The organism is Mesorhizobium sp. B2-5-11 (assembly GCF_006440835.1).
In the GTDB taxonomy this organism is placed as follows: domain Bacteria; phylum Pseudomonadota; class Alphaproteobacteria; order Rhizobiales; family Rhizobiaceae; genus Mesorhizobium.
In genome coordinates, this window is sequence record NZ_VFUK01000002.1 from 472,213 (window position 1) to 493,053 (window position 20,841).

Here is a 20,841-nt window from a genome sequence, read left to right on the forward strand (position 1 = left end):
TCGAGCGCTGCAACAGGTGGAAGATCCAGTCCGCCGCGCTCTTTGGCAGAGGCCATGGCATGGATCCTCGGGTCAAGCCCGAGGATGACGAGGAAGTGGAGCTCGCTCTGCGAACTACGTATTCATCGAATCGAAGAAGTCCGCATTGGTCTTGGTCTGCTTCAGCTTGTCGATGAGGAACTCGATCGCGTCGGTTGTTCCCATCGGCGCCAGGATGCGGCGCAGCACGAAGATCTTCTGCAGGTCAGCGCGCGGCACGAGCAGGTCTTCCTTGCGGGTACCCGACTTCAGAATGTCCATGGCCGGGTAGATGCGCTTGTCGGCGACCTTGCGGTCGAGCTGGATTTCGCAGTTGCCGGTGCCCTTGAACTCTTCGAAGATGACTTCGTCCATGCGGCTGCCGGTGTCGATCAGCGCGGTGGCAATGATGGTCAGCGAACCGCCTTCCTCGATGTTGCGGGCGGCACCAAAGAAACGCTTCGGCCGCTGCAGCGCATTGGCGTCGACGCCTCCGGTCAGCACCTTGCCGGAAGACGGCACCACGGTGTTGTAGGCGCGCCCGAGGCGGGTGATCGAATCGAGCAGGATGACGACGTCGCGGCCATGCTCGACCAGCCGCTTGGCTTTCTCGATGACCATCTCGGCGACCTGCACGTGGCGCACAGCCGGCTCATCGAAGGTCGAGGAGATCACCTCGCCCTTCACCGAGCGCTGCATGTCTGTCACTTCCTCCGGCCGCTCGTCGATCAGAAGCACGATCAGGTAGCATTCCGGATGGTTGGCGGTGATCGAGTGGGCGATGTTCTGCATGAGAACCGTCTTGCCGGTACGCGGCTGCGCGTTGATCAACGCGCGTTGGCCCTTGCCGATCGGCGCCACCAGGTCGATCACGCGCGGCGAGATATCCTTGGAGGTCGGGTTGTCGATCTCCATCTTCAGCCGCTTGGTCGGATAGAGCGGCGTCAAATTGTCGAAGTGGATCTTGTGGCGGATCTTCTCGGGATCGTCGAAATTGATCGTGTTGACCTTGAGCAGCGCGAAATAGCGCTCGCCCTCTTTCGGGCTGCGGATCGGCCCTTCGACCGTATCGCCGGTCTTGAGCGAAAAGCGCCGGATCTGCGAGGGCGAAATATAGATGTCGTCGGGACCCGGCAGATAATTGGCGTTGGCCGAGCGCAGGAAACCGAAACCGTCCTGGAGCACTTCGACCACCCCGTCGCCGATGATTTCGATGTCTTGGGCGGCCAGCTTCTTGAGGATTGCGAACATCAGCTCCTGCTTGCGCATGACGCTGGCGTTCTCCACCTCGAGCGATTCGGCATAGGCGATCAGCTCTGGCGGTTTCTTGTTCTTGAACTCGGTGAGTTTCATTTCTTGCATTAGGATAGACTCTGGGTAGGCTTTTGGGAGGAAATCGGCGGGATGCGATAAATGCCGGGCGCGGCCAAAAGCAATGAAGGGCGGCGCATGACGGGAAGGAAGACCCGTCTTTTATCGTCGGCCGGCTGAAAGAGCAAGCCGCCTTTTAGCAGGTCGTGAGAGAGGTCCGAAGGTTCAGAACGGCTTGACGACGACCAGGATCACGATAGCGATCATCAGCAATGTGGGGACCTCGTTGACGATCCGCCAGTGCCTCGCGGGTTTTTCGTTACGATCCTCGGCGAATTTTCGCACCGCGCCGGCCAGATAGCCGTGGATGCCGGACAGAACCAGCACCAGCGCGATCTTGCCGTGCAGCCAGCCACCCTGGAAACCAAAACCTTTCCAGGCCAGCCACAGGCCGAACACCCAGGTGACGATCATCGCCGGGTTGATGATGCCGCGCAGCAGCCGGCGCTCCATCACCTTGAAAGTCTCCGACTGCACCGAACCCTTCTCGGCATCGGCGTGATAGACCAGCAGCCGCGGCAGATAGAGCATGCCCGCCATCCACGAGATGACGGCAAGAACGTGGATCGCCTTGGCCCAGAGATAGAAGCCGTCTGGGGCCGCCAGAAACAGCAGCGCGGTGAGCACGACCAGGGCCGCGATGCCGATCACCATGCGCATCATCGCCTGGCCCGTGCTGTTGGTGTTGCTCATCCCGGCCATCAGCGTGTCGCGCTCCTCACCAGTTTCACCATCGCCTCGACATGCGCCACGGGCGTTTCCGGGGGGATGCCGTGGCCAAGATTGAAGATCAACGGTCCGCTTCCCAGGCTCTCCAGGATCGCGCTGACGCCGTCGGCCAGCGCCTTGCCGCCGGCGACCAGCCGCAGCGGATCGAGATTGCCCTGGACGGCCCCTTCCCGCTGCAACGCCTTCGCTGTTTCCAGCGGCACCGTCCAGTCGATCCCCAGCCCCGTAACGCCGGTCTTCTCGCGATAGCTCCGGTAGCGCGCGCCGGCGCCCTTGGGAAAACCGATGATCGGCACATCGGGATGGACCGCTCGAACCTGCCTGACGATCTCGGCCACCGGCTCGACGCAGAACAGCTCGAAACAAGCATCGTCGAGCACGCCGGACCAGGAATCGAATATCTGTACCACATCGGCGCCGGCCTCGATCTGCCTGATGAGATAGGCGGCCGAATGATCGGCCAGCACCTTGAGCAGCTGACGAAACGCCGCCGGCTCGCGATAGGCGAACAGCCGCGCCGGCGCCTGGTCCGGCGTGCCGTGCCCGGCGATCATGTAGGTCGCCACCGTCCATGGCGCGCCGCAGAAGCCGATCAGCGTGATTTCATCGGGCAGTTTCGTCCGCAACCGGCGAACCGTCTCGTAGACCGGTTCGAGATTCACGTGAAACACCGTGCTGTCCAGGGCCGCGATTTCAGCCGCCGTGATCGGGGTCAGCAGCGGCCCTCGCCCCTCTTCGAAGCGCACGTCGCGGCCAAGCGCATGCGGAACGACAAGGATGTCGGAGAACAGGATCGAGGCGTCGAAGCCGAAGCGCTCGATCGGCTGCATGGTCACCTCGAAGGCAAGGTCGGGATCATAGCAGAGGTCGAGGAATGAACCTGCGCGTCGGCGCGTCTCGCGGTATTCCGGCAGATAGCGCCCGGCCTGGCGCATCATCCAGAGCGGCGGCGGAAACACTGTCTCACCCTTCAGCACGTCCAGCATGATCCGTCTTGCAGGCATAGAGCGCTCGCCTCTCCCGGCTTCCCTTTAATCAAATATCTTATTTTAAAGAATCTTCTGATTCTAAGAGTCTGTTGGTTGTGGTGGTTGTCACCTGTCCCGCTTTGGCCGTCAAAACACCAGCAAGCATATTGTCGCGCATTTCCAATCGCCGCTTGCAGGGTTCTGGGGACGATCCGGAATCTTCCATTGGACTCAACACGCTAGAGCAGCGATCCTGCAGGCTCGTCCTGTGGATAGACAAAAGGCAAAAATCTTCGTCCACGGACTTGTCCCCAGCCGCCCGACGAAGCCTACAGCGCATCGAATTGTGGACAAACCGGCATCTGATACAGTCGCTCCGGCCGGCGGGTTTTCCGAACCCTGCTTTATCCACATCCGCCCACAGCCCTAGGTAAAACCCTGTGAACAAACCCCAGAGCTTCTTCCACCTGCACCTGATCTCCGACGCCACCGGCGAAACGCTGCTCGCGGCCGGCCGTGCGGCTTCGGCGCAATACAAGGATGCGCGCGCCATCGAGCACATCTACCCGCTCATCCGAACCGAAAAACAGGTGGCCAAGGTGTTCGAGGACATCGAGGAGGAGCCGGGCATCATCCTCTATACCGTCGTCGACCAGAAGCTGGCGCGCGGCATCGACGAGCGTTGCGCCGCCATGGGCCTGCCCTGCGTCTCCGTGCTGGAGCCGGTGCTCACCGTCTTCCAGTCCTATCTGGGCACGCCGGCCGGCCGCCGCGTCGGCGCCCAGCACGTCCTCGATGCCGAATATTTCCGCCGCATCGACGCACTCAACTTCACCATGGAACATGATGACGGCCAGTTGCCGGCCAATATGGACGATGCCGACATCGTGCTGGTCGGCATTTCGCGCACGTCCAAGACGCCGACCAGCATCTATCTCGCCAACAGGGGCATCAAGACCGCCAACATTCCGATCGTGCTCGGCGTGCCGGTGCCCGAAAGCCTGGTCAACGCCAGGACGCCGCTGATCGTCGGCCTTGTCGCCACCGCCGAACGCATCTCGCATGTCCGCCAGAACCGCATCCTCGGCAACAGCAGCGCCTATGTGCCAGGCGACTATGTCGACCGCGCCGCCATCAGTGAGGAGCTCGCCTATGCCCGCCAGATCTGTACCCGCCATGGCTGGCCGATGATCGACGTCAGCCGCCGCTCGATCGAGGAGACGGCGGCGGCAATCGTTGCCCTGCGGGGGAAGACGCGGTAGGTGCAGATGAGAGAAGTGAGGGGTGCGCGATGGAACGCCAACCCTGGGTGAACCAGCATGACCGAAAAAATCATCCTCGCCTCCGGCAGTCCGTTCCGCAAGGCGATGCTCCTCGGTGCCGGCATCGACGTCGAGGCGGTTGCGCCTGATGTCGACGAGCGCGCGCTCGAGGCGCCCCTGCAAGGCAGCGGCGCCTCGCCCGAGGATGTCGCGCTGGTGCTGGCCGAAGCCAAGGCCACCGAAGTGAGCGGGCGCAGGCCCGGCGCGCTGGTGCTCGGCTGCGACCAGACGCTGTCGCTCGGCGACGAGGTGTTCCACAAGCCGGCCGACATGGAAGGGGCGCGCCGCCATCTGCTGGCGCTGTCGGGAAGGACCCATCAGCTCAACAGCGCCGCGGTCCTGGTCCGCGACGGCCAGGTGCTGTGGCGCCATGTCGGCATCGCCAGCCTCACCATGCGCAAGCTTGACCCGGCCTTCATCGGCCGCCATCTGGCGCGCGTCGGCTCAAGGGCGCTGTCGAGCGTCGGCGCCTACCAGGTCGAAGGCGAAGGCATCCAGCTCTTCGAGAAGATCGAGGGCGACCACTTTACCATTGTCGGCCTGCCGCTGCTGCCGCTGCTGGCCGAACTGCGCACGCTGGGAGCGATCGATGGCTGAGGCGACCAAAAAGGCCTTCGTCACCGGTCACCCGATCAAGCATTCGCGCTCGCCGAAGATCCACGGCCACTGGCTGGCCAGATACGGCATCGACGGCAGCTACCAGGCGATCGATGTCGCGCCGCAGGATTTCGCCGAATTCCTGAGCACATTGCAGGCGAACGGCTATTTCGGGGGCAATGTCACCATCCCGCACAAGGAGGCCGCCTTCGCCCTGGTCGAGCACCTTGACGAGGCGGCCCAGCAGATCGGCGCGGTCAACACGCTGTGGCTGGAGGACGGCCAATTGTGGGGCGGCAACACCGACAGCCATGGCTTCGCCGCCAATCTCGACGATCACGCGCCGGGCTGGGCATCCAATGGCCCGGCGGTGGTGCTCGGCGCCGGCGGCGCCTCGCGCGCCGTCATCCACGCGCTGAAGCAGCGGGGCATCCACGATATCCGCATCGTCAATCGCACGCTTGCCCGGGCGGCGGAGTTGCGCGACCGGTTCGGCGTCGGTGTCTCGGCGCACGGCATGGCGGTGACCGGTGAACTGCTTGCCGATGCCGGCCTGCTCATCAACACCACGGCGCTCGGCATGCAAGGCAATGAGGGTCTCGCCGCCGACCCGGCCCTTTTGCCGGACCACGCGATCGTCACCGACATCGTCTATGTGCCGCTCGAGACGCCGCTGCTTGCCGCGGCAAGCGCGCGCAAGCTGAAGACGGTGGACGGTCTCGGCATGCTGCTCAACCAGGCGGCGCCGGGTTTCGAACGCTGGTTCGGCGTCCGGCCCCGTGTCACACCCGAATTGCGCGCGCTCGTCGAAGCCGATCTGGCGCCAAAACCATGATCGTGCTCGGCCTCACCGGTTCGATCGGCATGGGCAAGTCGACCACCGCGAAAATGTTTGCCGAGGCCGGCGTCCCGGTCCACGATTCCGACGAGACGGTGCATCGCCTCTATGCCGGCAAGGCAGCCCCCCTGGTCGAGGCCGCCTTTCCAGGAACCACCGGCGCCGGAGGCGTCGACCGGGCAAAGCTCGGCGCTCGGGTGCTTGGCGATGCGGCCGCGCTGAAAAGGCTGGAAGCGATCATCCATCCGCTGGTGCGCGCCGACGCCGACGCGTTCCTGGCGCGCAACCGCGCCGCCGGCGCGCCGCTTGCCGTCCTCGACATTCCGCTCCTGTTCGAAACCGGCGGCCGCGACCGCGTCGACAAGGTCGTCGTCGTCACCGCGCCGGCCGAAGTCCAGCGCCAGCGCGTGCTGGCGCGGCCCGGCATGAACGAAGAGAAACTCGCCTCCATCCTGGCCAGCCAGGTGCCGGATGCGCAAAAGCGCCGCCAGGCCGACTTCGTCATCGATACCAGCCGGGGCCTGGATGCCGCGCGGGCTGAGGTCAAAGCTATCATCGCGGATTTGAGAGGTTAGATCGCTGCCTCTTTTCCTTCTCCCACAAGGGGAGAAGGAAAAAGGCCATTGCCCATTGCCATTTTGTTCCGCTCTCACGATTCTGCTTGCGAGGAGCGACTGATTCGATGCGTGAGATCATTTTCGATACGGAAACCACCGGCCTCGACATGCGCGACGACCGCATCATCGAGCTTGGCGGTGTCGAGCTGGTCAACCGCTTTCCGACCGGCAAGACTTTCCACCACTACATCAACCCGCAGGGCCGCTCGATCCACGCCGAGGCGCAGGCCGTGCACGGCATCAGCATGGCGGACCTGCAGGGCAGGCCGTCCTTCGCCGAGATCGTCGAGGAGTGGATCGCCTTCACCGACGGCGCCAAGCTGGTCGCACACAATGCCACCTTCGACATCGGATTCCTCAATGTCGAGTTCGGCCGGCTCGGCCATCCGGCCGTCGATATCGGGCGCGTCGTCGACACGCTGGCGCTGGCGCGGCGCAGGCATCCGATGGGTCCCAATTCGCTCGATGCGCTCTGCCGGCGCTATGGCATCGACAATGCGCGGCGCACCAAGCACGGCGCCTTGCTGGATTCGGAGCTGTTGGCCGAAGTCTATATCGAGCTGATCGGCGGCAAACAGACGGCTCTGATCCTGGACACAGTTTCAGTGCAGATGAACGGCGCGGGCGAAGTGGCAGACATCGATATCTCGGTCGGTGCGCGGCCGATCGCCCTCCCCCCGCGCCTGAGCGAACCCGAGCGCGCGGCGCATGCCGGCATGGTCGCCACGCTGGGTGAGAAGGCGCTGTGGCTGAAGGTGATGGGCGCCTAAGCGCGCCGTTCTCCTCGAAGTCGGGGGGCTTCGCGGCCAAACCGGCCTCGAAAACGAAAAACCCGGCGCGAGGCCGGGTCTTTCTGCAATATCCGTACGAGCCGGACTCAGCTCACCTGGACCTTCGACGCCGCCTGGTCCTCGGCCAGCTTCTGCTGGAACATCTGCGCGAAATCGATCGGGTCGAGCATCAGCGGCGGGAAGCCGCCATTGCGCGTTGCCTCGGCGATGATCTGCCGGGCGAACGGGAACAGCAGCCGCGGGCATTCGATGAACAGGATCGGCAGCATGTGTTCCTGCGGGAAGCCACTGATGGCGAAAACGCCGCCATAGACCAGCTCGACGTTGAACAGCACTTCCTGGTCGAAGGAGGCCTTGGCGTTCAGCGTCAGGTTGACGTCGAATTGCTTGTCGGAGAGCGGATTGGCGTTGACGTTGACGTTGATGGCGATGCCGGGCGCCTTGTCGCGGCCGCGCAGCGAGTTCGGCGCGCCGGGACTTTCGAAGGAAAGGTCCTTCACATACTGGGCAAGGACGTTGAGCGAGGGCTGCGCCGTATTGCCGTTTCCGTTGGCGCCGACCGGCGCGTCATCTTTGCTGGCCATGAGCCTTGTGTCCTTTTGCCTGGGCAGCATTGCTGACCGAATTGAAATCGGGCGTTCGCTACCATGGCCGGCATGACAAGACAAGGTTTGCCGCCTTGCGACCGGAGGGGATCCAGACTGTGTCGAGATTCAGGTCAGGCCGGCATCACCTGAACATCAATATAGCCTCAGTCGTCCTTCAGGCGGCGCCATGGCGAATTGTGGTCCGGCCCGCGCTTGAAATCGTCTTCGCGCGAATAATCGCCGTCGTCGAGGTCGATGACCCTGTCGCGCGGCCGGCCGCGGAAGCCGCCGGCCGAGAAATTCGTCGCTACCACGATGCGGCCCTTGAGCCTGCGCCAGGCAAGATCGCGCACCGGCGGCAGGAACAAGAGAATGCCGAAAATGTCCGATATGAAGCCCGGGATGATCAGCAGGATCGCGGCGAGCACGATCATGGCGCCGTGCGCGAGCTGACGGCTCGGATCGCGGCCGGCGCCCATCTCGGTGCTGATGCGGCTCATGACGCCAAAACCCTGATGCCTGAGCAGCAGCGCCCCGGCGATGCTCGACGCGAGCACCAGGCCGACCGTCGCCAGCGCGCCGATCTGGCGCCCGACGATGACGAAGCCGGCGATCTCCAGCAGCGGAAGCGCCAGAAGAAAAACGGGAAATAACGAAATGCGCAAGTCTTGCCGATCCTTCCGATCGTTCTGGCGTTGGTCTGCTTTGCCTGCCAGCGGCCGCCGGCCGCTGGCGCCGAGGCTGTTAGATAGGTATGGCTGCCTTTGATTTGAATGATTGCGCCTTGCGTTCTATATGGTTTGCATGTTGAACGCTATGCGACCGCTGCCCTGTTGGCCGGGCGGTCCGGCCGAGGGCAGGATTGATTGGCGGAAGATATGGGTTTCTTCGACTTCGGCACGATTTTCTTTCTGATTGCGGCAGTTGTGATCTTTTTCCAGCTGCGCAATGTGCTGGGCCGTCGTACCGGCAGCGAACGGCCGCCTTTCGATCCCTATACCGCCGCCCGCACCGGCGACAAGGATGCGCAGAAATCAGAGAATGTCGTGTCGCTGCCGCGCAAGCGCCAGCCCGGCGAGCCGGCCGGCGAGGTCTATGCGGCCATCGACGCCTTTGCCAAGCCCGGAACCGACCTCAACAAGGGCCTGCGCACCATCAAGGACAACGATCCGTCCTTCGACCCGAAGGGTTTCGTCGACGGCGCCAAGATGGCTTACGAGATGATAGTCATGGCCTATGCCGACGGCGATCGCAAAACGCTGAAGAACCTTCTGTCGCGCGATGTCTATGACGGTTTCGTCGCCGCGATCGGCGAGCGCGAGGCGCGGTCGGAAAAGATCCAGTCTTCCTTCGTCGGCATCGACAAGGCCGACATCGTCTCGGCCGAGATGAAGGGCGGCGAGGCGCATGTCACGCTGCGCATCATCAGCGAGCTGATTTCGGCGACGCGCGACAAGGCCGGTGCGGTCATCGACGGCGACCCCGAAACCGTCGCCGAGGTCAAGGACGTCTGGACCTTCGCCCGCGACACGCGCTCGCGCGACCCGAACTGGAAGCTCGTCGCCACCGAAGAAGAAGATTGAATCCCTGACCGCGGCGGGCCTGTCGTGTCCTTCCATCAGGCATTCAGCGAAAGATCCTTCGGCGCTCTGCCCGGCTGGGATGACGACGACCATCTGGCGGCCTTGGAGGCCTTTCGCCGCTCTGCCTTCCATGTCCTGGCCAAGCCCTATCGCAGCGGCGCGCTCGGCGTCGACTTCGACGCCTTTGCCGGTGCCTATGCCGAGGCGCGCGCGGCCCCTCCTGCCAGCCGGTCGGAGGCCCGCGCCTTCTTCGAGCGTCATTTCGTCCCCATGCTGGTGCGCCCGGAGACCGGCGCCGGCCTCGTCACCGGCTTCTACGAACCGGAGGTCGAGGCCTCGCCGGTGCGCACGGAGCGTTTTGCCGTGCCGCTTCTGTCGCGTCCCGCCGATCTCGTCGATGTCGACGACGCCAACCGGCCCGACGGAATGGACCCCTATCTCGCTTTCGCGCGCCGGACGCCGGACGGGCCGGCCGAATATTTCGACCGCGGCGCGATCGAGCGCGGCGCGCTCGCCGGCAAGGGACTGGAGATCGCCTGGCTGGCCGACAGGGTCGATGCATTCTTCATCCATGTGCAGGGCGCGGCGCGGCTTCTCATGACCGACGGCCGGCTGTGCCGCGTCACCTATGCGGCCAAGTCCGGCCAGCGCTTCACCGGGCCCGGCAAGGTGTTGAGCGAGCTCGGCGAGATCCCGCTGGAAAACGTGACGATGCAGTCGATCCGCGCCTGGTTCAGGGCGCATCCCGGCCGCGTCGACGAGATCCTGTGGCGGAACCGTTCCTATATCTTCTTCCGCGAGGCCGCGGTCGAGGACGCAACGCTCGGGCCGATCGCCGCCGCCAAGGTGCCGTTGACCCCGGGCCGCTCGATCGCCGTCGACCGGCTGCTGCACACATTCGGCACGCCCTTCTACATCGACGCGCCATCGCTGACGGCCTTCGAGGCAAAACCGTTCCGGCGCCTGATGATCGCGCAGGACACCGGCTCCGCCATCACCGGGCCGGCGCGCGGAGATCTCTTCGCCGGCTCGGGCGACGCCGCCGGCGAGATCGCCGGCGTGGTGCGCAATCCGGCCGATTTCTACGCACTGGTGCCGCGCCCGCTCGTCTCGGGGTCGAAGCCATGACCCGCCGCAGCGACAGGTTGAGCGAGGACGACCGGGTGCTGTGGAACCTGGTGGCGCGCACGGCCAAGCCGCTGAAGGGCAAGGCCGCCGTGCCTGTCCCGGATTTCGGCATCGAGGCGAAGCCGGCGCCGACGCAACAAGCCCGGCCCGTTGCCGGTCCGGCCGGCGCGCCTAAGCCGAAGGCCCAGCATGTCTCCCATGCACTCGACGAGCCGACGCTGGACAAATTGTCGAAAGGCCGGCTGCCCATCGAAGGCCGGGTCGACCTGCACGGCATGACGCAGGACGAAGCCTATTCGCTGCTGTTCTCCTTCCTGCACCGCGCCCATGCCGGCGGCATTCGTTACGTCCTGGTCATCACCGGCAAGGGCTCGTCGTCGGGCGGCGACGGCGTGCTGCGCCGCGCGGTGCCGGCTTGGCTGTCGACGCCCGCGTTCCGGCCGCTGGTCTCCAGTCACGACCACGCCGCGCGCAATCATGGCGGCTCGGGCGCGCTCTATGTCAGGCTGCGGCGGGTCCGGTCGTGAGGATGGGCTCGTGACCCCGTTCGGCGAGAGGCTGCGGGCGCTGAGGGCCGAGCGCGGCGTCACCCAGAAGGACATGGCCGCCGCCATCGGCGTCAGCGCCGCCTATCTGTCGGCGCTCGAGCATGGAAGGCGCGGCGCGCCGACCTGGACGCTGATCCAGAAGATCATCGGCTATTTCAACATCATCTGGGACGACGCGGAGGAACTGGCGCGACTGGCCGAAGGCTCGCATCCGCGCGTCAGGCTCGACACGTCGGGCCTGAGCCCGGCCGCGACCGAGCTTGCCAACCTCCTGGCCGAGAACATCGAAAAGCTCGACGAGGAGGAACTGCGCGGCATAACCTTCTCTATCCGAGCGGCGCTGGGGCGACGGCGGTAGGCCGGGTTTGCCCGGCTCTCGCGGCGGCTGAGCTCCCGATCGCGAAACGGCGGCCCGCCAGCAGCAGCCGGCGGGCCGCCGTGATGAGATCAGTTCTTGCCGGCCGTGCTGCCGCCATTGCCACCGCGGCCGTGATCACCATGGCCGCGGCCACCATTGCCGCCGCCAAGGCAGTCCGATGCGCCGGCGGCGCCGCAACAGCGGCCGCTCCACAGGTCGTTGAGATTGGTGTTGGCGCAGCTTCGAATGGTCTGATCGGCCAGAGCGGATCCGGCCATGCCCGACACCGCGACGGCGGCGAGAAGGGTGTTACGCAGGAAAGCAGTCATTTGAAGTCTCCATGGTTGGTTTCGGTTCACGGCTGTGTGTCGCCGGCCGGGCCGAAATGGTTCATGGAGGGTGTGGGAATTTTTTTGGGGACTGCGCGAGGCGCGTGACTGCAACGTCGGCGCCGCCCCTCATCCGCCTGCCGGCACCTTCTCCCCGTATAGGACGGGGAGAAGGGAGACAGCCGCGCCCTTGGCGTATTTCTTGCGACGTCGGCAATTGGGGAAATCGTCGATGACAGCGTCTTTCTCCCCGTCACTATACGGGGAGAAATGCCCGGCAGGGCAATGAGGGGCGGGGCCGACATCCGGCGGTTGGGCGCGCCGCCCGCCGCAGTCCCTACTCCACGGACCCGACCAGCACCTGCTGGCCGCCACGGATCGAGACCCAGCGGCCGGTGTTGTCGATCGCCTGGCGCTTGAGGAAATGGTAGCCGGTGTCGTCCCAGGCCTTGACCTTGTCGGTCAGATTGTCGAGCACATAGTCGCCCCTGTCGGTGCGCACCGTCAGCACCGAGTGCCCTTCGCCGTCGGGTTTGCGCACCACGGTGATGAGAAGATCGGCAAGCGATATGCCCATCCGGGACAGCAGGCGCCGCTTTTCCAGCACATAGTCCTCGCAGTCGCCGACGCCCTTGGCGGGATAGGCCCAGACCTCGTCCTTGCCATAGATGTCCATGTCGCTCATCGGCTTGACGGCGGCATTCACCCTGGCGGTGACCTTGGCCAGCTTGCGCCACAACCTGTCCGTCATCGCGGCCGGCGCCAGATTGCCGGGACGGATCGCGCATTCGCGGGCATTGAGCCTGCAGAAATCATAATGGCCGATCGGTTGCGACGCGACGCCGCCGGTCGTCATCGCTCCGGCCGCCAGGGCCGGTGCCACCCAGCCTCCCATCATTGTCGCCAGTCCGGCTACTGCGCACGCACGAAGCGCTCGCGCCATTGGTGAGGAATTCATTGTCCCCGCTCGCCCTTGTTATTAATGAAAGGTTAAGGGCGATCTACAGTCCGTGTCAATTACCACGATTGGGTGATTTGCGACATGGTTACCCGCGAGACGCATGGCAGCGGCACCCGTGCGACAGGCCTGCCCGGCCTGTCCGGCGCTATCGGGCCGGCAATGCAGGCTGCCTATCTTTTGGCGGTGCGGACCAGCTTCGGTTTCACGGCGACCCGGTTCTGGCGGCCATAGCTGGTGATGAAGTCGACGATGCGCGGCACGATCTCGGCGCGGAAGCGCGACCCGTTGAAGACGCCGTAGTGCCCGACCGCGGGCTGCATGTAATGCGCCTTCCTGTCGGCGGGAATGTTGACGCACAGATCATGCGCCGCCCGCGTCTGGCCAAGGCCCGAAATGTCGTCGTTCTCGCCCTCCACCGTGAACAGCGCGACATTGCGGATGGCCGAGGGATCGATCGGCGTGCCGCGATGCGTCAACTCGCCCTTGGGCAAGGCGTGCCGGACAAACACCGTGTCGACCGTCTGCAGGTAGAACTCCGCCGTCAGGTCCATCACCGCCAGATACTCGTCGTAGAAGTCGCGGTGCTTCTCGGCGCTGTCGCCGTCATGCTTCACAAGGTGCATGAAGAAGTCCTTGTGGGCGATGATGTGGCGGTCGAGGTTCATGCTCATGAAGCCCGAAAGCTGCAGGAAGCCTGGATAGACCTCGCGGCCGAAGCCCGGCACCGGCCAGGGCGCGCGCATCACGACATTGTCGCGGAACCAGTCTATGCCCTTCTCCTCGGCCAGAAGGTTGACCGCGGTCGGGTTGCGGCGCGTGTCGATCGGCCCGCCCATCAGGGTCATCGTCGCAGGAACGAAGGGGTCGCCGCGCGTTTCCATCAGCGCCACGGCCGCCAGCACCGGCACGGAAGGCTGGCAAACAGCCATCACATGCGTGTCGGGGCCCAGCACATGCAGCATGTCGACGACATAGTCGATATAGTCGTCGAGATCGAATTGGCCGTCGGCCGTCGGCACCATGCGGGCGTCGATCCAGTCGGTGATGTGCACGTCGGCATGGGGCAGCATGGCTTCGACCGTGCCGCGCAGCAGCGTCGCATAGTGGCCCGACATCGGCGCCACGATCAGAAGCTTCGGATCGCGCCGCCGCCCGGCGGGCACGGCGCGCTCGAAATGCACCAGGTTGCAGAACGGTCGTGACCAGACGATCTTCTCGGTCACTGCCACGCTCTTCCAGTCGACCACCGTCTTGTCGAGGCCGAATTGCGGCTTGCCGTAGCGGCGCGTGGTGCGCTCGAACAACTCGGCGCCCGCCGCGATCGAGCGGCCCCAGGACGTGTGCGAGAACGGATTGAGCGGGTTGGAATAGAACAGCCGCACCGCATCGGCATAGAGACGGGCCGGCTGCAGGGCGGCGTGGTTCATTTCATAGAGCTGGTAGAACATCCGTTTACCCCGCTGCGGCCTGCGACCGAAGGGGCGGCGAGCAGTGCCTGGCCCTAACTGTCTCGCGGGGAAGTTAACAACTAATTGCTGCGATGCAATACGTCACGTGGCGTGATCTATACGCATTCTTGGTCCAAAGCGTTGGAAATCAGCCTTGGACGGTACAAGCCGGCTCATTGTGCAGGTGCGAAGGCCCGCCAGGCGGCCCGGCCCTCGGGCCGGGCAGTGGTGGTCAGACGCGCGCCATGCAGACCGCGGTGTGGCCCGAACCGATGAAGCCGAGCTGGCCGGCGGCACCCTTCGACAGGTCGAGCACGCGTCCCCGGATGAACGGTCCGCGATCGTTGATGCGCACCACGACGCTGCGGCCATTGTTCTGGTTGGTGACCCGCAGCTTGGTGCCGAAAGGCAGCGTGCGGTGTGCGGCGGTCAAGGCCGAAGGGTTCATCCGTTCGCCCGACGCGGTCCTGGAATGCAGGGCGTACCAGGAAGCGCGGCCGCATTGGCCGGCGGCGGAGGCGGCTGGAGTGGCGGAGGCGCCGACCATCAGGCCAGCAGCGATCGTCACCGCGGCAAGCGCGGTCCGGTTGTTGTTATTCATATTTGGGGGAAGGCTCCGTTTTTGACAGGCCCCAGCCGTTACGGAGACAATAAGGCACGAAATGCGGCAATCATCTGGCAGTTCCATGGCATTGGCACACGTTTGGAGTCGCCCGGTAACAGTCTGTCAGTGATTTCCCGACGGTCGGCAATCAACTCACGATGATGTTCCAGCGGATATCCATGTCTTGTTTGACAAGATCGAGCGGCAACATCCAAGTAGAAGATGCTGCTGCCGAACCGATTCCTTTGCCTCTTTCATCGCGACGGCGACGACGCGACCGATCAACTTCGGAAGGGAGAATCCGGCAATGAGACTGATCAAAAATCTGCTGGCGTTGATTGTGCTGGCCGTCGGCGCGCTGTGGTCGCTGCAAGGCATCGGCGCGATCGGCGGCAGCTTCATGACCGGCCAGTCGCAATGGCTCACCATCGGCATCATCGTCATGCTGGTCGGTCTCGCCGGGCTCGTGTGGGCGAACCGTTCGCGCGGTTGAGCCGCTCTCACTGCGACCAGTACTGCCAGGTCCAGTAGAAGCTTTCGTCTCGCGGCGGCAGGCGGTCACGCCCGGCCGGGAGCCGGACGGGCGCCGGCGAGCGCGGACCGTCCTCCCTTGTCGCCTTGTCCTCCTCTATCGCCTTGCCATCGGATGTCAGGCCCAGCAGCCAGGTGCCGAAATGGGCGAACAGCATGGCGGTGGAATGGGTCATCGTCATCTCCGTTTCCCGATCATTCGCGTCCCGCCCACGGCACGAGCGCGCACTCGATCCTGCGGATGGCGAATTCGAGCACGAAGGCGATGGCCGCGATCACCAAAATGCCCATGACCACCACGTCGGTGACCAGGAACTGCGCCGCCGACTGGATCATGAAGCCAAGCCCGCGCGTCGCCGCCACCAGTTCGGCGGCGACCAGCGTGGACCACCCGGCGCCGAGCGCGATGCGCAGTCCGGTCAGGATCGACGGCAGCGCGCTGGGCAGGATCACGTGGCGGACCACCTGGCGCCTCGTCGCGCCAAGCGAACGCGCGGCGTTGATGCGCTCCTGCGAGACGCCGCGGACGCCGGACGCGGTCGACAAGGCCACCGGCGCCAGCATGGCGATGGCTATCACCAGGACCTTGGAGGGCTCGCCGATGCCGAACCAGATGATGACCAGCGGCAGATAGGCGAGCGGCGGGATCGGCCGCAGGAATTCCAGCAGCGGATCGAAAATGCCGCGGCCGACGGTGCTGATGCCGATGGCGAGGCCAACCGGCACGCCGACGAGGAGCGCCGCGATGAGCGCGGCGAACACCCGCCCCAGGCTGGCGGCGATATGCTGGAAGAGCGTTGCGTCGACAAAGCCATCGCGGGCGACGATGATGAATTTGTTCCACACCGCGACAGGCGAGGGCAGGAATACCGGCGACACCAGTTGCAGGCGGGCCGACAGCGTCCACAGCGCCAGCACCAGAAGAATGGTGGCCGCGCTGACCATGCGCGCCGAAACGCCCTTGCGCTTCGGGACCGGGCGCGACCATGGCACCGACAGGCCGTCGGCCTCTTCGGTCCTGGAGCCGGAGCGTTCGGTGTAGGAGGAAATGGTCATGCCGCCTCTCCCTCGAAGATGGCGTCGGTCAGTTCGCCGCGCGCCGCGGCGAAGCCAGGATCGGCCTTGATGGCGCGGATGGCCTCGCCCGCTGCGTAGCGCCTGGAGAAACCCGGCTCCAAGGTCCGCACCACCCGGCCCGGCCCGGGCGCCAGCACCACGATGCGGGTGGCGAGCACCAGCGCCTCGTCGATGCCGTGCGTGACCATAAGCACGCCGACCTTGCTTGCCGTCCACAGGTCGAGCAGCGTCGTCTGCATACGCTCGCGCGTCAACGCATCGAGCGCGCCGAGCGGCTCGTCGAGCAGCAGGAATTGCGGCTCGGCAGCCAGTGCCCGGGCAAGGCCGACGCGCTGGCGCATGCCGCCGGACAGCTCCCAGATGCGCTTGTCGCCGGCATCGGTGAGCTTGACCAGGCCGAGCAATTCGTCGGCGCGGCGCGCCCGCTCGGATGGCCCGACACCGCGCAGCCTGAGCGCGAAGGCGACGTTCTCGCGCGCCGTCAGCCAAGGAAACAGCGCGTCGTTCTGGAACACCACCGCACGGTCCGAACCGGGTGCTGCGATCGGCCGGCCGTCGATCGCGGCCGTGCCGCGTGCCGGCGCGACAAAGCCGGCGGCTACATTGAGCAGCGAGGTCTTGCCGCAGCCGGAACGGCCGACAAGGACGACGAAGTCATCGCTGGCGACGTCGATCGATACCCGCTCGACGGCGGGTGCGGGCTGGCCGTCATAGTGGATCGAGATTCTGTCGAGCACGAGATGCGACATGAGCCCTCGCAGGAGTTCGTTGAAGTCCGCCTGCCCGAAGCCGCGCCTCGTCAGCGGCTCCGGGACAGACGACACGCGGCGTCAGGAAAGCCGCGCGCGTCTCATCGGGGCGCCACCTGCCCGTCGTGGCATGGGGCGCTCCAACGCTCGGGTCAGTTCGAGGCCAGCGCCTCGGTGACGTATTTCGATGTCACATATTTCGAATAGTCCGGCAGCACGGCGTCTACCTTGCCCTGCTCCTTGAGGAAGGCGGACGCGGCCGCGATCGCCTTGACCGTGCCGCCGCCGAGGAACTTGTCGGAGGCCTGTTCTTCGAGTGTCGGGAAGACGTAGCCCTTGAGCAGTTCAGGCACTTCCTCGACCTTGGCGCCGGTCAGCTTGGCGATCTCGGCCGCCTGCGGCGACGCTGCCGACCAGGCGTCGGGCTTAGCCAGGTACTCGGCATAGGCCGCACCCGTCACCTTGACGAAGTCGCGCACCGCTTCCGGGTTCTTTTCGGCAAAGTCGGTGCGCACGATCCAGGCGTCGAAGGTCGGCGCGCCCCAGGCGGCGACCTGGGAGGAATCCAGCACCACCTTGCCTGATGTCTTGACCTGGCCGAGCGCCGGATCCCAGACATAGGCCGCATCGATATCGCCGCGCGAAAAGGCAGCGGCGATTTCCGGCGGCCTGAGATTGAGGATCTCGACCGATTTCGGGTCGACATTCTCATGTTTCAGCGCGGCAAGCAGGCTGTAATGCGTCGTCGAGACGAAGGGCACGGCCACCTTCTTGCCGGCGAGGTCGGCGACCTTCTCTATGCCGGCGCCGTTGCGTGCGACCAAGGCCTCGGATGGCCCGATCAGGCCGACGACGAAGATGGTCTGGACCGGCAATTCGCGGCTCGCCGCCGCCGCCAGCGGGCTCGAACCGACATAGCCGATGTCGACCGAGCCGGATGCGACCGCGGCGATGACATCGGCGCCGGAATCGAATTTGCGCCAGTCGATGGCGGCCTTGGTGGCCTTTTCATAGGCACCATCGGCCTGCGGCACCTTGGAGGGTTCGACCACCGTCTGGTAGCCGATGGTGATCTTGAGGTCGTCGGCAAAAGCCGGGCCGAGGAAGGCGGCGCCGGCAAGTGCGGCCGTAGACAGGAGAAGGATGCGTCGCGAAATGGTGGTGGACATCAAGGGCTCCATGAAACAGGGGAAAACCGGATTGCTTAATGATAGTTCGCTAATTCTATGGTTCTTGTAGAGTTAAATTCTTCTAGCGGGGCTGGATTTGTTGGAAAAAGCTGCCGGTGCCGAGGTCCCCAAGCGGATTTGGCGGCTATGGCGCTTCAAGAGTGGCGACGTCATCACGTTCGGGAAGCTCGGCCCCGCTACCGGCCACCGATCGAGAACGAGAATTCACGCTGCAGCCGCTTGAAAGGCAAATCCATGCTTCAGACGGATGGGAATTTAAAAACATGTTCCGCCTGTTCGCGTTTAAGTATAGTAAACTTATCGACATAGAACCTGGAGGCGGCGATGAGAGGTCATACCCACCCATATCGCGGCGATCGCCGGTGGCACCGGTCTCGGGCCGTCGCGCCACGGTTTGTGTCCCCGGAGTCACAAGTCAGGTCCAAAATGGCCGCAATGGCTTGAAAATCAAGCAAGATCAATCGCGATTGGCTTGTATATCATGTTGGTAGAATTTATGTGTCATGGATGCTTGAGCGCGGCGGGAGGCACGCCAGGCGTTTCGCAAAGGATGGCCTCGAGCCATCGCATGACAGAGAAACGTTCGGATCATGCTCACCAAGAAAGGCAAGTACGGCCTCAAGGCGCTCGTCCATCTGGCGCGGATGCCGGCCGGGCAGCTTGCCTTCGTCAACGACATCGCGACCGGCAACAGCATCCCGAAGAAGTTTCTCGACGCCATCCTGGGCGAATTGCGCAATGCCGGTTTCGTGCAGAGCCGCAAAGGCAAGGATGGCGGCTATCGCCTGGCGCGGCCACCGGAGGAAATCAGGGTCGGCCATGTCGTGCGTGTGCTCGACGGCCCGCTGGCGCCGATCCCTTGCGCCAGCCGTACCCAATACCAGCGCTGTGAAGACTGTAACGAGGCGACATGCCAGGTTCGACATCTGATGCTGGAAGTCCGGCAAGCGATCGCCGAGGTGCTCGACCAGCGCAGCCTCGCCGAGATGCGCGACATCGGCCTCGACGACCTTGGGGTCGCAAGGGGCCTCGACGACCTCTCGGTCGCGAGCGACGATCTGCCGGTTGCGGTGAAGGCCTGACGCCGGCGCGTCGCACGGGGCTGGCATGAGCGGCCGCGGCAACTCGATCATCATCGTCGGCGGCGGCGCCAGCGGGGTCGTGCTCGCCGCGCATCTGCTGAGACAGCCCAATCCCGACCTTCGCGTCACGCTGGTCGAGAAGCGCCCGCATTTCGGCCAGGGCATCGCCTACTCCACATTGCTCTCCGCGCATGTGCTGAACGTCAGCGCCGCCGGCATGAGCGCCTATGCCGACGATCCCGGCAATTTCTGGCGCTGGCTGGTGGAACGCGGCCTGGCAACGCCCGAGCAGGCGCCGGTCTACGCGCCGCGCAGCATCTATGCCCGCTATCTCGGCGAATTGCTGGACGATCTCGAGGCGCGCGAGAGGGAGACCGGACGGCTTCGGCTGATCCATGAGGAGAGCCTGTCGATCTCGCCCACGGCCTCGGGGGTCGAAGTGGCGCTCGCCAACGGCACCAGCGTCGTCGCCCATCTGGCGGTGCTCGCCACCGGCCATGACGAGGTGCCGGCCATGGGGCAAGGCCATGCGGTTCGGATGGGATCGGAGGCCGACACCGCGCTCGATCCCGACCGGAGCGTCATGGTGCTGGGAACGGGCCTCAGCATGGTCGACGCATTCCTGGCGCTCGAACAGCGCGGCCACCGCGCGGAGATCGTCGCGGTGTCGCGGCGCGGCCTGCTGCCCTCGCCGCACCGCAAGGGCAATCCGATCAAGCTCGACGTCGCCGATATCCCGCTCGGCACCCAGCTTTCCTATTTCGTCGGCTGGTTCCGCGACCTGATCCGGGAAAACCAGAAGGCCGGCATCGACTGGCGCGACGTCGTCGACGGCCTGCGTCCGTTCAACCAGAAGATCTGGCAGAACTGGCCGGCCTCCGCCAAGCGTCGTTTCGTCGAGCACACCAAGGCGTGGTGGGACATCCACCGCCACCGCATGGCGCCCGAGGTCCATGCCCGCGTCACGCAAGCCGTGCAGTCCGGCCGCATCCGCCTCGTCGCTGGCCGTGTCGTCGACATCGCGGCGGGCGGCGAGTTCACGGTCCAGGTCCAGTCGCGCCACACCAAGCGGCTGGAGAGGTTCGAGGTCGCCCGCATCTATGATTGCTCCGGTATCGTCAGGGACATCTCGGCCTCGTCGAACAGCGTGGTGCGCTCGCTGGTCGACCGCGGGCTGGCGCGGCCGGATCCGCTGCGCATCGGCCTCGACGTGACGGCCAATTGCGAGATCATCGCCGGCGACGGCACGGTGTCCAGGAAAATCCTCGCCGTCGGCCCGCTGACCAGAGGCACCTTCTTCGAGATCGACGCCATTCCGGATATTCGCGTCCAGTGTGCGAGGCTGAGCAAGCAGCTGCTGGGGTAGCGTGTTGGCGTCGGCGTTCTACGGCAGGCCAGAGGGGGCGTGCCCCACA

At 64.9% G+C, this 20,841-nt stretch carries 25 protein-coding genes; 12 read left to right on the forward strand and 13 right to left on the reverse strand.

Translation table 11 applies throughout. The features are described 5' to 3' along the window. Nucleotides 1-114 precede the first annotated feature (114 nt). From rho to hemE, 3 genes are all read right to left on the reverse strand, one after another. Nucleotides 115-1,380, reverse strand: coding sequence for a transcription termination factor Rho (rho, locus tag FJ490_RS09545; protein ID WP_140491913.1), 1,266 nt, complete (start codon nucleotides 1,378-1,380; stop codon nucleotides 115-117). 174 nt (nucleotides 1,381-1,554) lie between these two features. Further along, nucleotides 1,555-2,091: a protoporphyrinogen oxidase HemJ gene (gene hemJ / locus FJ490_RS09550; protein WP_140554734.1), complete on the reverse strand. Its 537-nt coding sequence runs from the start codon at nucleotides 2,089-2,091 to the stop codon at nucleotides 1,555-1,557. Continuing rightward, a complete protein-coding gene (gene hemE / locus FJ490_RS09555) occupies nucleotides 2,091-3,122 on the reverse strand; it encodes a uroporphyrinogen decarboxylase (protein WP_140625321.1) in 1,032 nt (343 codons plus the stop codon). Before hemE ends, hemJ begins: the two co-directional genes overlap by 1 nt. 404 nt (nucleotides 3,123-3,526) lie before the next feature. Here hemE and FJ490_RS09560 point away from each other — a divergent pair, with 404 nt between their 5' ends. From FJ490_RS09560 to dnaQ, 5 genes are all read left to right on the forward strand, one after another. Then, nucleotides 3,527-4,348, forward strand: coding sequence for a pyruvate, water dikinase regulatory protein (locus tag FJ490_RS09560; RefSeq protein ID WP_140728725.1), 822 nt, complete (start codon nucleotides 3,527-3,529; stop codon nucleotides 4,346-4,348). Between the two features lie 57 nt (nucleotides 4,349-4,405). Beyond that, entirely contained in the window at nucleotides 4,406-5,005 is a 600-nt protein-coding gene (locus FJ490_RS09565) for a Maf-like protein (protein WP_140524478.1), read from the forward strand. Continuing rightward, the gene (locus tag FJ490_RS09570) at nucleotides 4,998-5,840 is read left to right on the forward strand and encodes a shikimate dehydrogenase (protein ID WP_140728726.1); all 843 of its coding nucleotides are present in this window, start codon (nucleotides 4,998-5,000) and stop codon (nucleotides 5,838-5,840) included. The genes FJ490_RS09565 and FJ490_RS09570 overlap by 8 nt, the downstream gene beginning before the upstream one ends. Further along, nucleotides 5,837-6,418 carry a dephospho-CoA kinase gene (gene coaE / locus FJ490_RS09575; protein ID WP_140728727.1) on the forward strand — a complete coding sequence of 194 codons (582 nt, stop codon included), beginning with the start codon at nucleotides 5,837-5,839 and terminating at the stop codon, nucleotides 6,416-6,418. Before FJ490_RS09570 ends, coaE begins: the two co-directional genes overlap by 4 nt. Nucleotides 6,419-6,525: 107 nt before the next feature. Continuing rightward, a complete protein-coding gene (dnaQ, locus tag FJ490_RS09580) occupies nucleotides 6,526-7,230 on the forward strand; it encodes a DNA polymerase III subunit epsilon (protein ID WP_140728728.1) in 705 nt (234 codons plus the stop codon). 107 nt (nucleotides 7,231-7,337) lie between these two features. Here the strand turns inward: dnaQ and secB are convergent, their stop codons facing one another. Both secB and FJ490_RS09590 read right to left on the reverse strand, forming a co-directional pair. Continuing rightward, nucleotides 7,338-7,835, reverse strand: coding sequence for a protein-export chaperone SecB (gene secB, locus FJ490_RS09585; protein WP_140491875.1), 498 nt, complete (start codon nucleotides 7,833-7,835; stop codon nucleotides 7,338-7,340). 167 nt (nucleotides 7,836-8,002) lie between these two features. Next, nucleotides 8,003-8,503 (reverse strand): FxsA family protein, encoded by a 501-nt coding sequence (locus FJ490_RS09590; RefSeq protein WP_140491873.1) that lies wholly within the window; start codon nucleotides 8,501-8,503, stop codon nucleotides 8,003-8,005. A gap of 213 nt (nucleotides 8,504-8,716) precedes the next feature. On the opposite strand from FJ490_RS09590, the gene FJ490_RS09595 reads away from it, so the two are divergent. The 4 genes from FJ490_RS09595 to FJ490_RS09610 are packed head-to-tail and all read left to right on the forward strand — an operon-like array spanning nucleotide 8,717 to nucleotide 11,455. Next, nucleotides 8,717-9,421: a Tim44/TimA family putative adaptor protein gene (locus tag FJ490_RS09595; protein ID WP_140514105.1), complete on the forward strand. Its 705-nt coding sequence runs from the start codon at nucleotides 8,717-8,719 to the stop codon at nucleotides 9,419-9,421. A gap of 24 nt (nucleotides 9,422-9,445) precedes the next feature. Further along, nucleotides 9,446-10,549 carry a murein transglycosylase A gene (locus tag FJ490_RS09600; protein WP_140728729.1) on the forward strand — a complete coding sequence of 368 codons (1,104 nt, stop codon included), beginning with the start codon at nucleotides 9,446-9,448 and terminating at the stop codon, nucleotides 10,547-10,549. Next, on the forward strand, nucleotides 10,546-11,076 hold the full coding sequence (locus FJ490_RS09605; RefSeq protein WP_140491867.1) for a Smr/MutS family protein: 531 nt from the start codon (nucleotides 10,546-10,548) through the stop codon (nucleotides 11,074-11,076). Before FJ490_RS09600 ends, FJ490_RS09605 begins: the two co-directional genes overlap by 4 nt. 10 nt (nucleotides 11,077-11,086) lie before the next feature. Beyond that, entirely contained in the window at nucleotides 11,087-11,455 is a 369-nt protein-coding gene (locus FJ490_RS09610) for a helix-turn-helix transcriptional regulator (protein ID WP_140491865.1), read from the forward strand. 89 nt (nucleotides 11,456-11,544) lie between these two features. Here FJ490_RS09610 and FJ490_RS09615 read toward each other — a convergent pair whose 3' ends face one another. From FJ490_RS09615 to FJ490_RS09635, 4 genes are all read right to left on the reverse strand, one after another. Next, nucleotides 11,545-11,784 (reverse strand): hypothetical protein, encoded by a 240-nt coding sequence (locus FJ490_RS09615; RefSeq protein ID WP_140491863.1) that lies wholly within the window; start codon nucleotides 11,782-11,784, stop codon nucleotides 11,545-11,547. A gap of 337 nt (nucleotides 11,785-12,121) precedes the next feature. Next, nucleotides 12,122-12,742: a transglutaminase-like cysteine peptidase gene (locus tag FJ490_RS09625; protein WP_140491861.1), complete on the reverse strand. Its 621-nt coding sequence runs from the start codon at nucleotides 12,740-12,742 to the stop codon at nucleotides 12,122-12,124. A gap of 173 nt (nucleotides 12,743-12,915) precedes the next feature. Then, nucleotides 12,916-14,193 carry a polyhydroxyalkanoate depolymerase gene (locus FJ490_RS09630; RefSeq protein ID WP_140728730.1) on the reverse strand — a complete coding sequence of 426 codons (1,278 nt, stop codon included), beginning with the start codon at nucleotides 14,191-14,193 and terminating at the stop codon, nucleotides 12,916-12,918. 232 nt (nucleotides 14,194-14,425) lie between these two features. Further along, on the reverse strand, nucleotides 14,426-14,794 hold the full coding sequence (locus tag FJ490_RS09635; protein WP_140491856.1) for a septal ring lytic transglycosylase RlpA family protein: 369 nt from the start codon (nucleotides 14,792-14,794) through the stop codon (nucleotides 14,426-14,428). Nucleotides 14,795-14,981: 187 nt separating this feature from the next. Between FJ490_RS09635 and FJ490_RS33050 the strand changes: the two genes are divergently transcribed. Continuing rightward, the gene (locus FJ490_RS33050) at nucleotides 14,982-15,290 is read left to right on the forward strand and encodes a hypothetical protein (RefSeq protein WP_246679993.1); all 309 of its coding nucleotides are present in this window, start codon (nucleotides 14,982-14,984) and stop codon (nucleotides 15,288-15,290) included. Nucleotides 15,291-15,297: 7 nt separating this feature from the next. Here FJ490_RS33050 and FJ490_RS09645 read toward each other — a convergent pair whose 3' ends face one another. The 4 genes from FJ490_RS09645 to tauA all read right to left on the reverse strand — a co-directional run bounded on the left by FJ490_RS09645 (nucleotide 15,298) and on the right by tauA (nucleotide 18,323). Next, a complete protein-coding gene (locus tag FJ490_RS09645) occupies nucleotides 15,298-15,504 on the reverse strand; it encodes a hypothetical protein (RefSeq protein ID WP_140728731.1) in 207 nt (68 codons plus the stop codon). Between the two features lie 19 nt (nucleotides 15,505-15,523). After that, nucleotides 15,524-16,384 (reverse strand): ABC transporter permease subunit, encoded by an 861-nt coding sequence (locus FJ490_RS09650; RefSeq protein WP_140728732.1) that lies wholly within the window; start codon nucleotides 16,382-16,384, stop codon nucleotides 15,524-15,526. Further along, the gene (locus tag FJ490_RS09655) at nucleotides 16,381-17,154 is read right to left on the reverse strand and encodes a taurine ABC transporter ATP-binding protein (RefSeq protein WP_140524464.1); all 774 of its coding nucleotides are present in this window, start codon (nucleotides 17,152-17,154) and stop codon (nucleotides 16,381-16,383) included. The genes FJ490_RS09650 and FJ490_RS09655 overlap by 4 nt, the downstream gene beginning before the upstream one ends. A 152-nt stretch (nucleotides 17,155-17,306) precedes the next feature. Further along, nucleotides 17,307-18,323, reverse strand: a complete 1,017-nt coding sequence (gene tauA / locus FJ490_RS09660; protein WP_140728733.1) for a taurine ABC transporter substrate-binding protein — start codon at nucleotides 18,321-18,323, stop codon at nucleotides 17,307-17,309. A gap of 611 nt (nucleotides 18,324-18,934) precedes the next feature. On the opposite strand from tauA, the gene FJ490_RS09665 reads away from it, so the two are divergent. Then, nucleotides 18,935-19,426, forward strand: a complete 492-nt coding sequence (locus FJ490_RS09665) for an Rrf2 family transcriptional regulator (RefSeq protein WP_140563855.1) — start codon at nucleotides 18,935-18,937, stop codon at nucleotides 19,424-19,426. A 25-nt stretch (nucleotides 19,427-19,451) separates the two neighbouring features. Continuing rightward, on the forward strand, nucleotides 19,452-20,792 hold the full coding sequence (locus tag FJ490_RS09670; RefSeq protein WP_140728734.1) for an FAD/NAD(P)-binding protein: 1,341 nt from the start codon (nucleotides 19,452-19,454) through the stop codon (nucleotides 20,790-20,792). Nucleotides 20,793-20,841 lie beyond the last annotated feature (49 nt).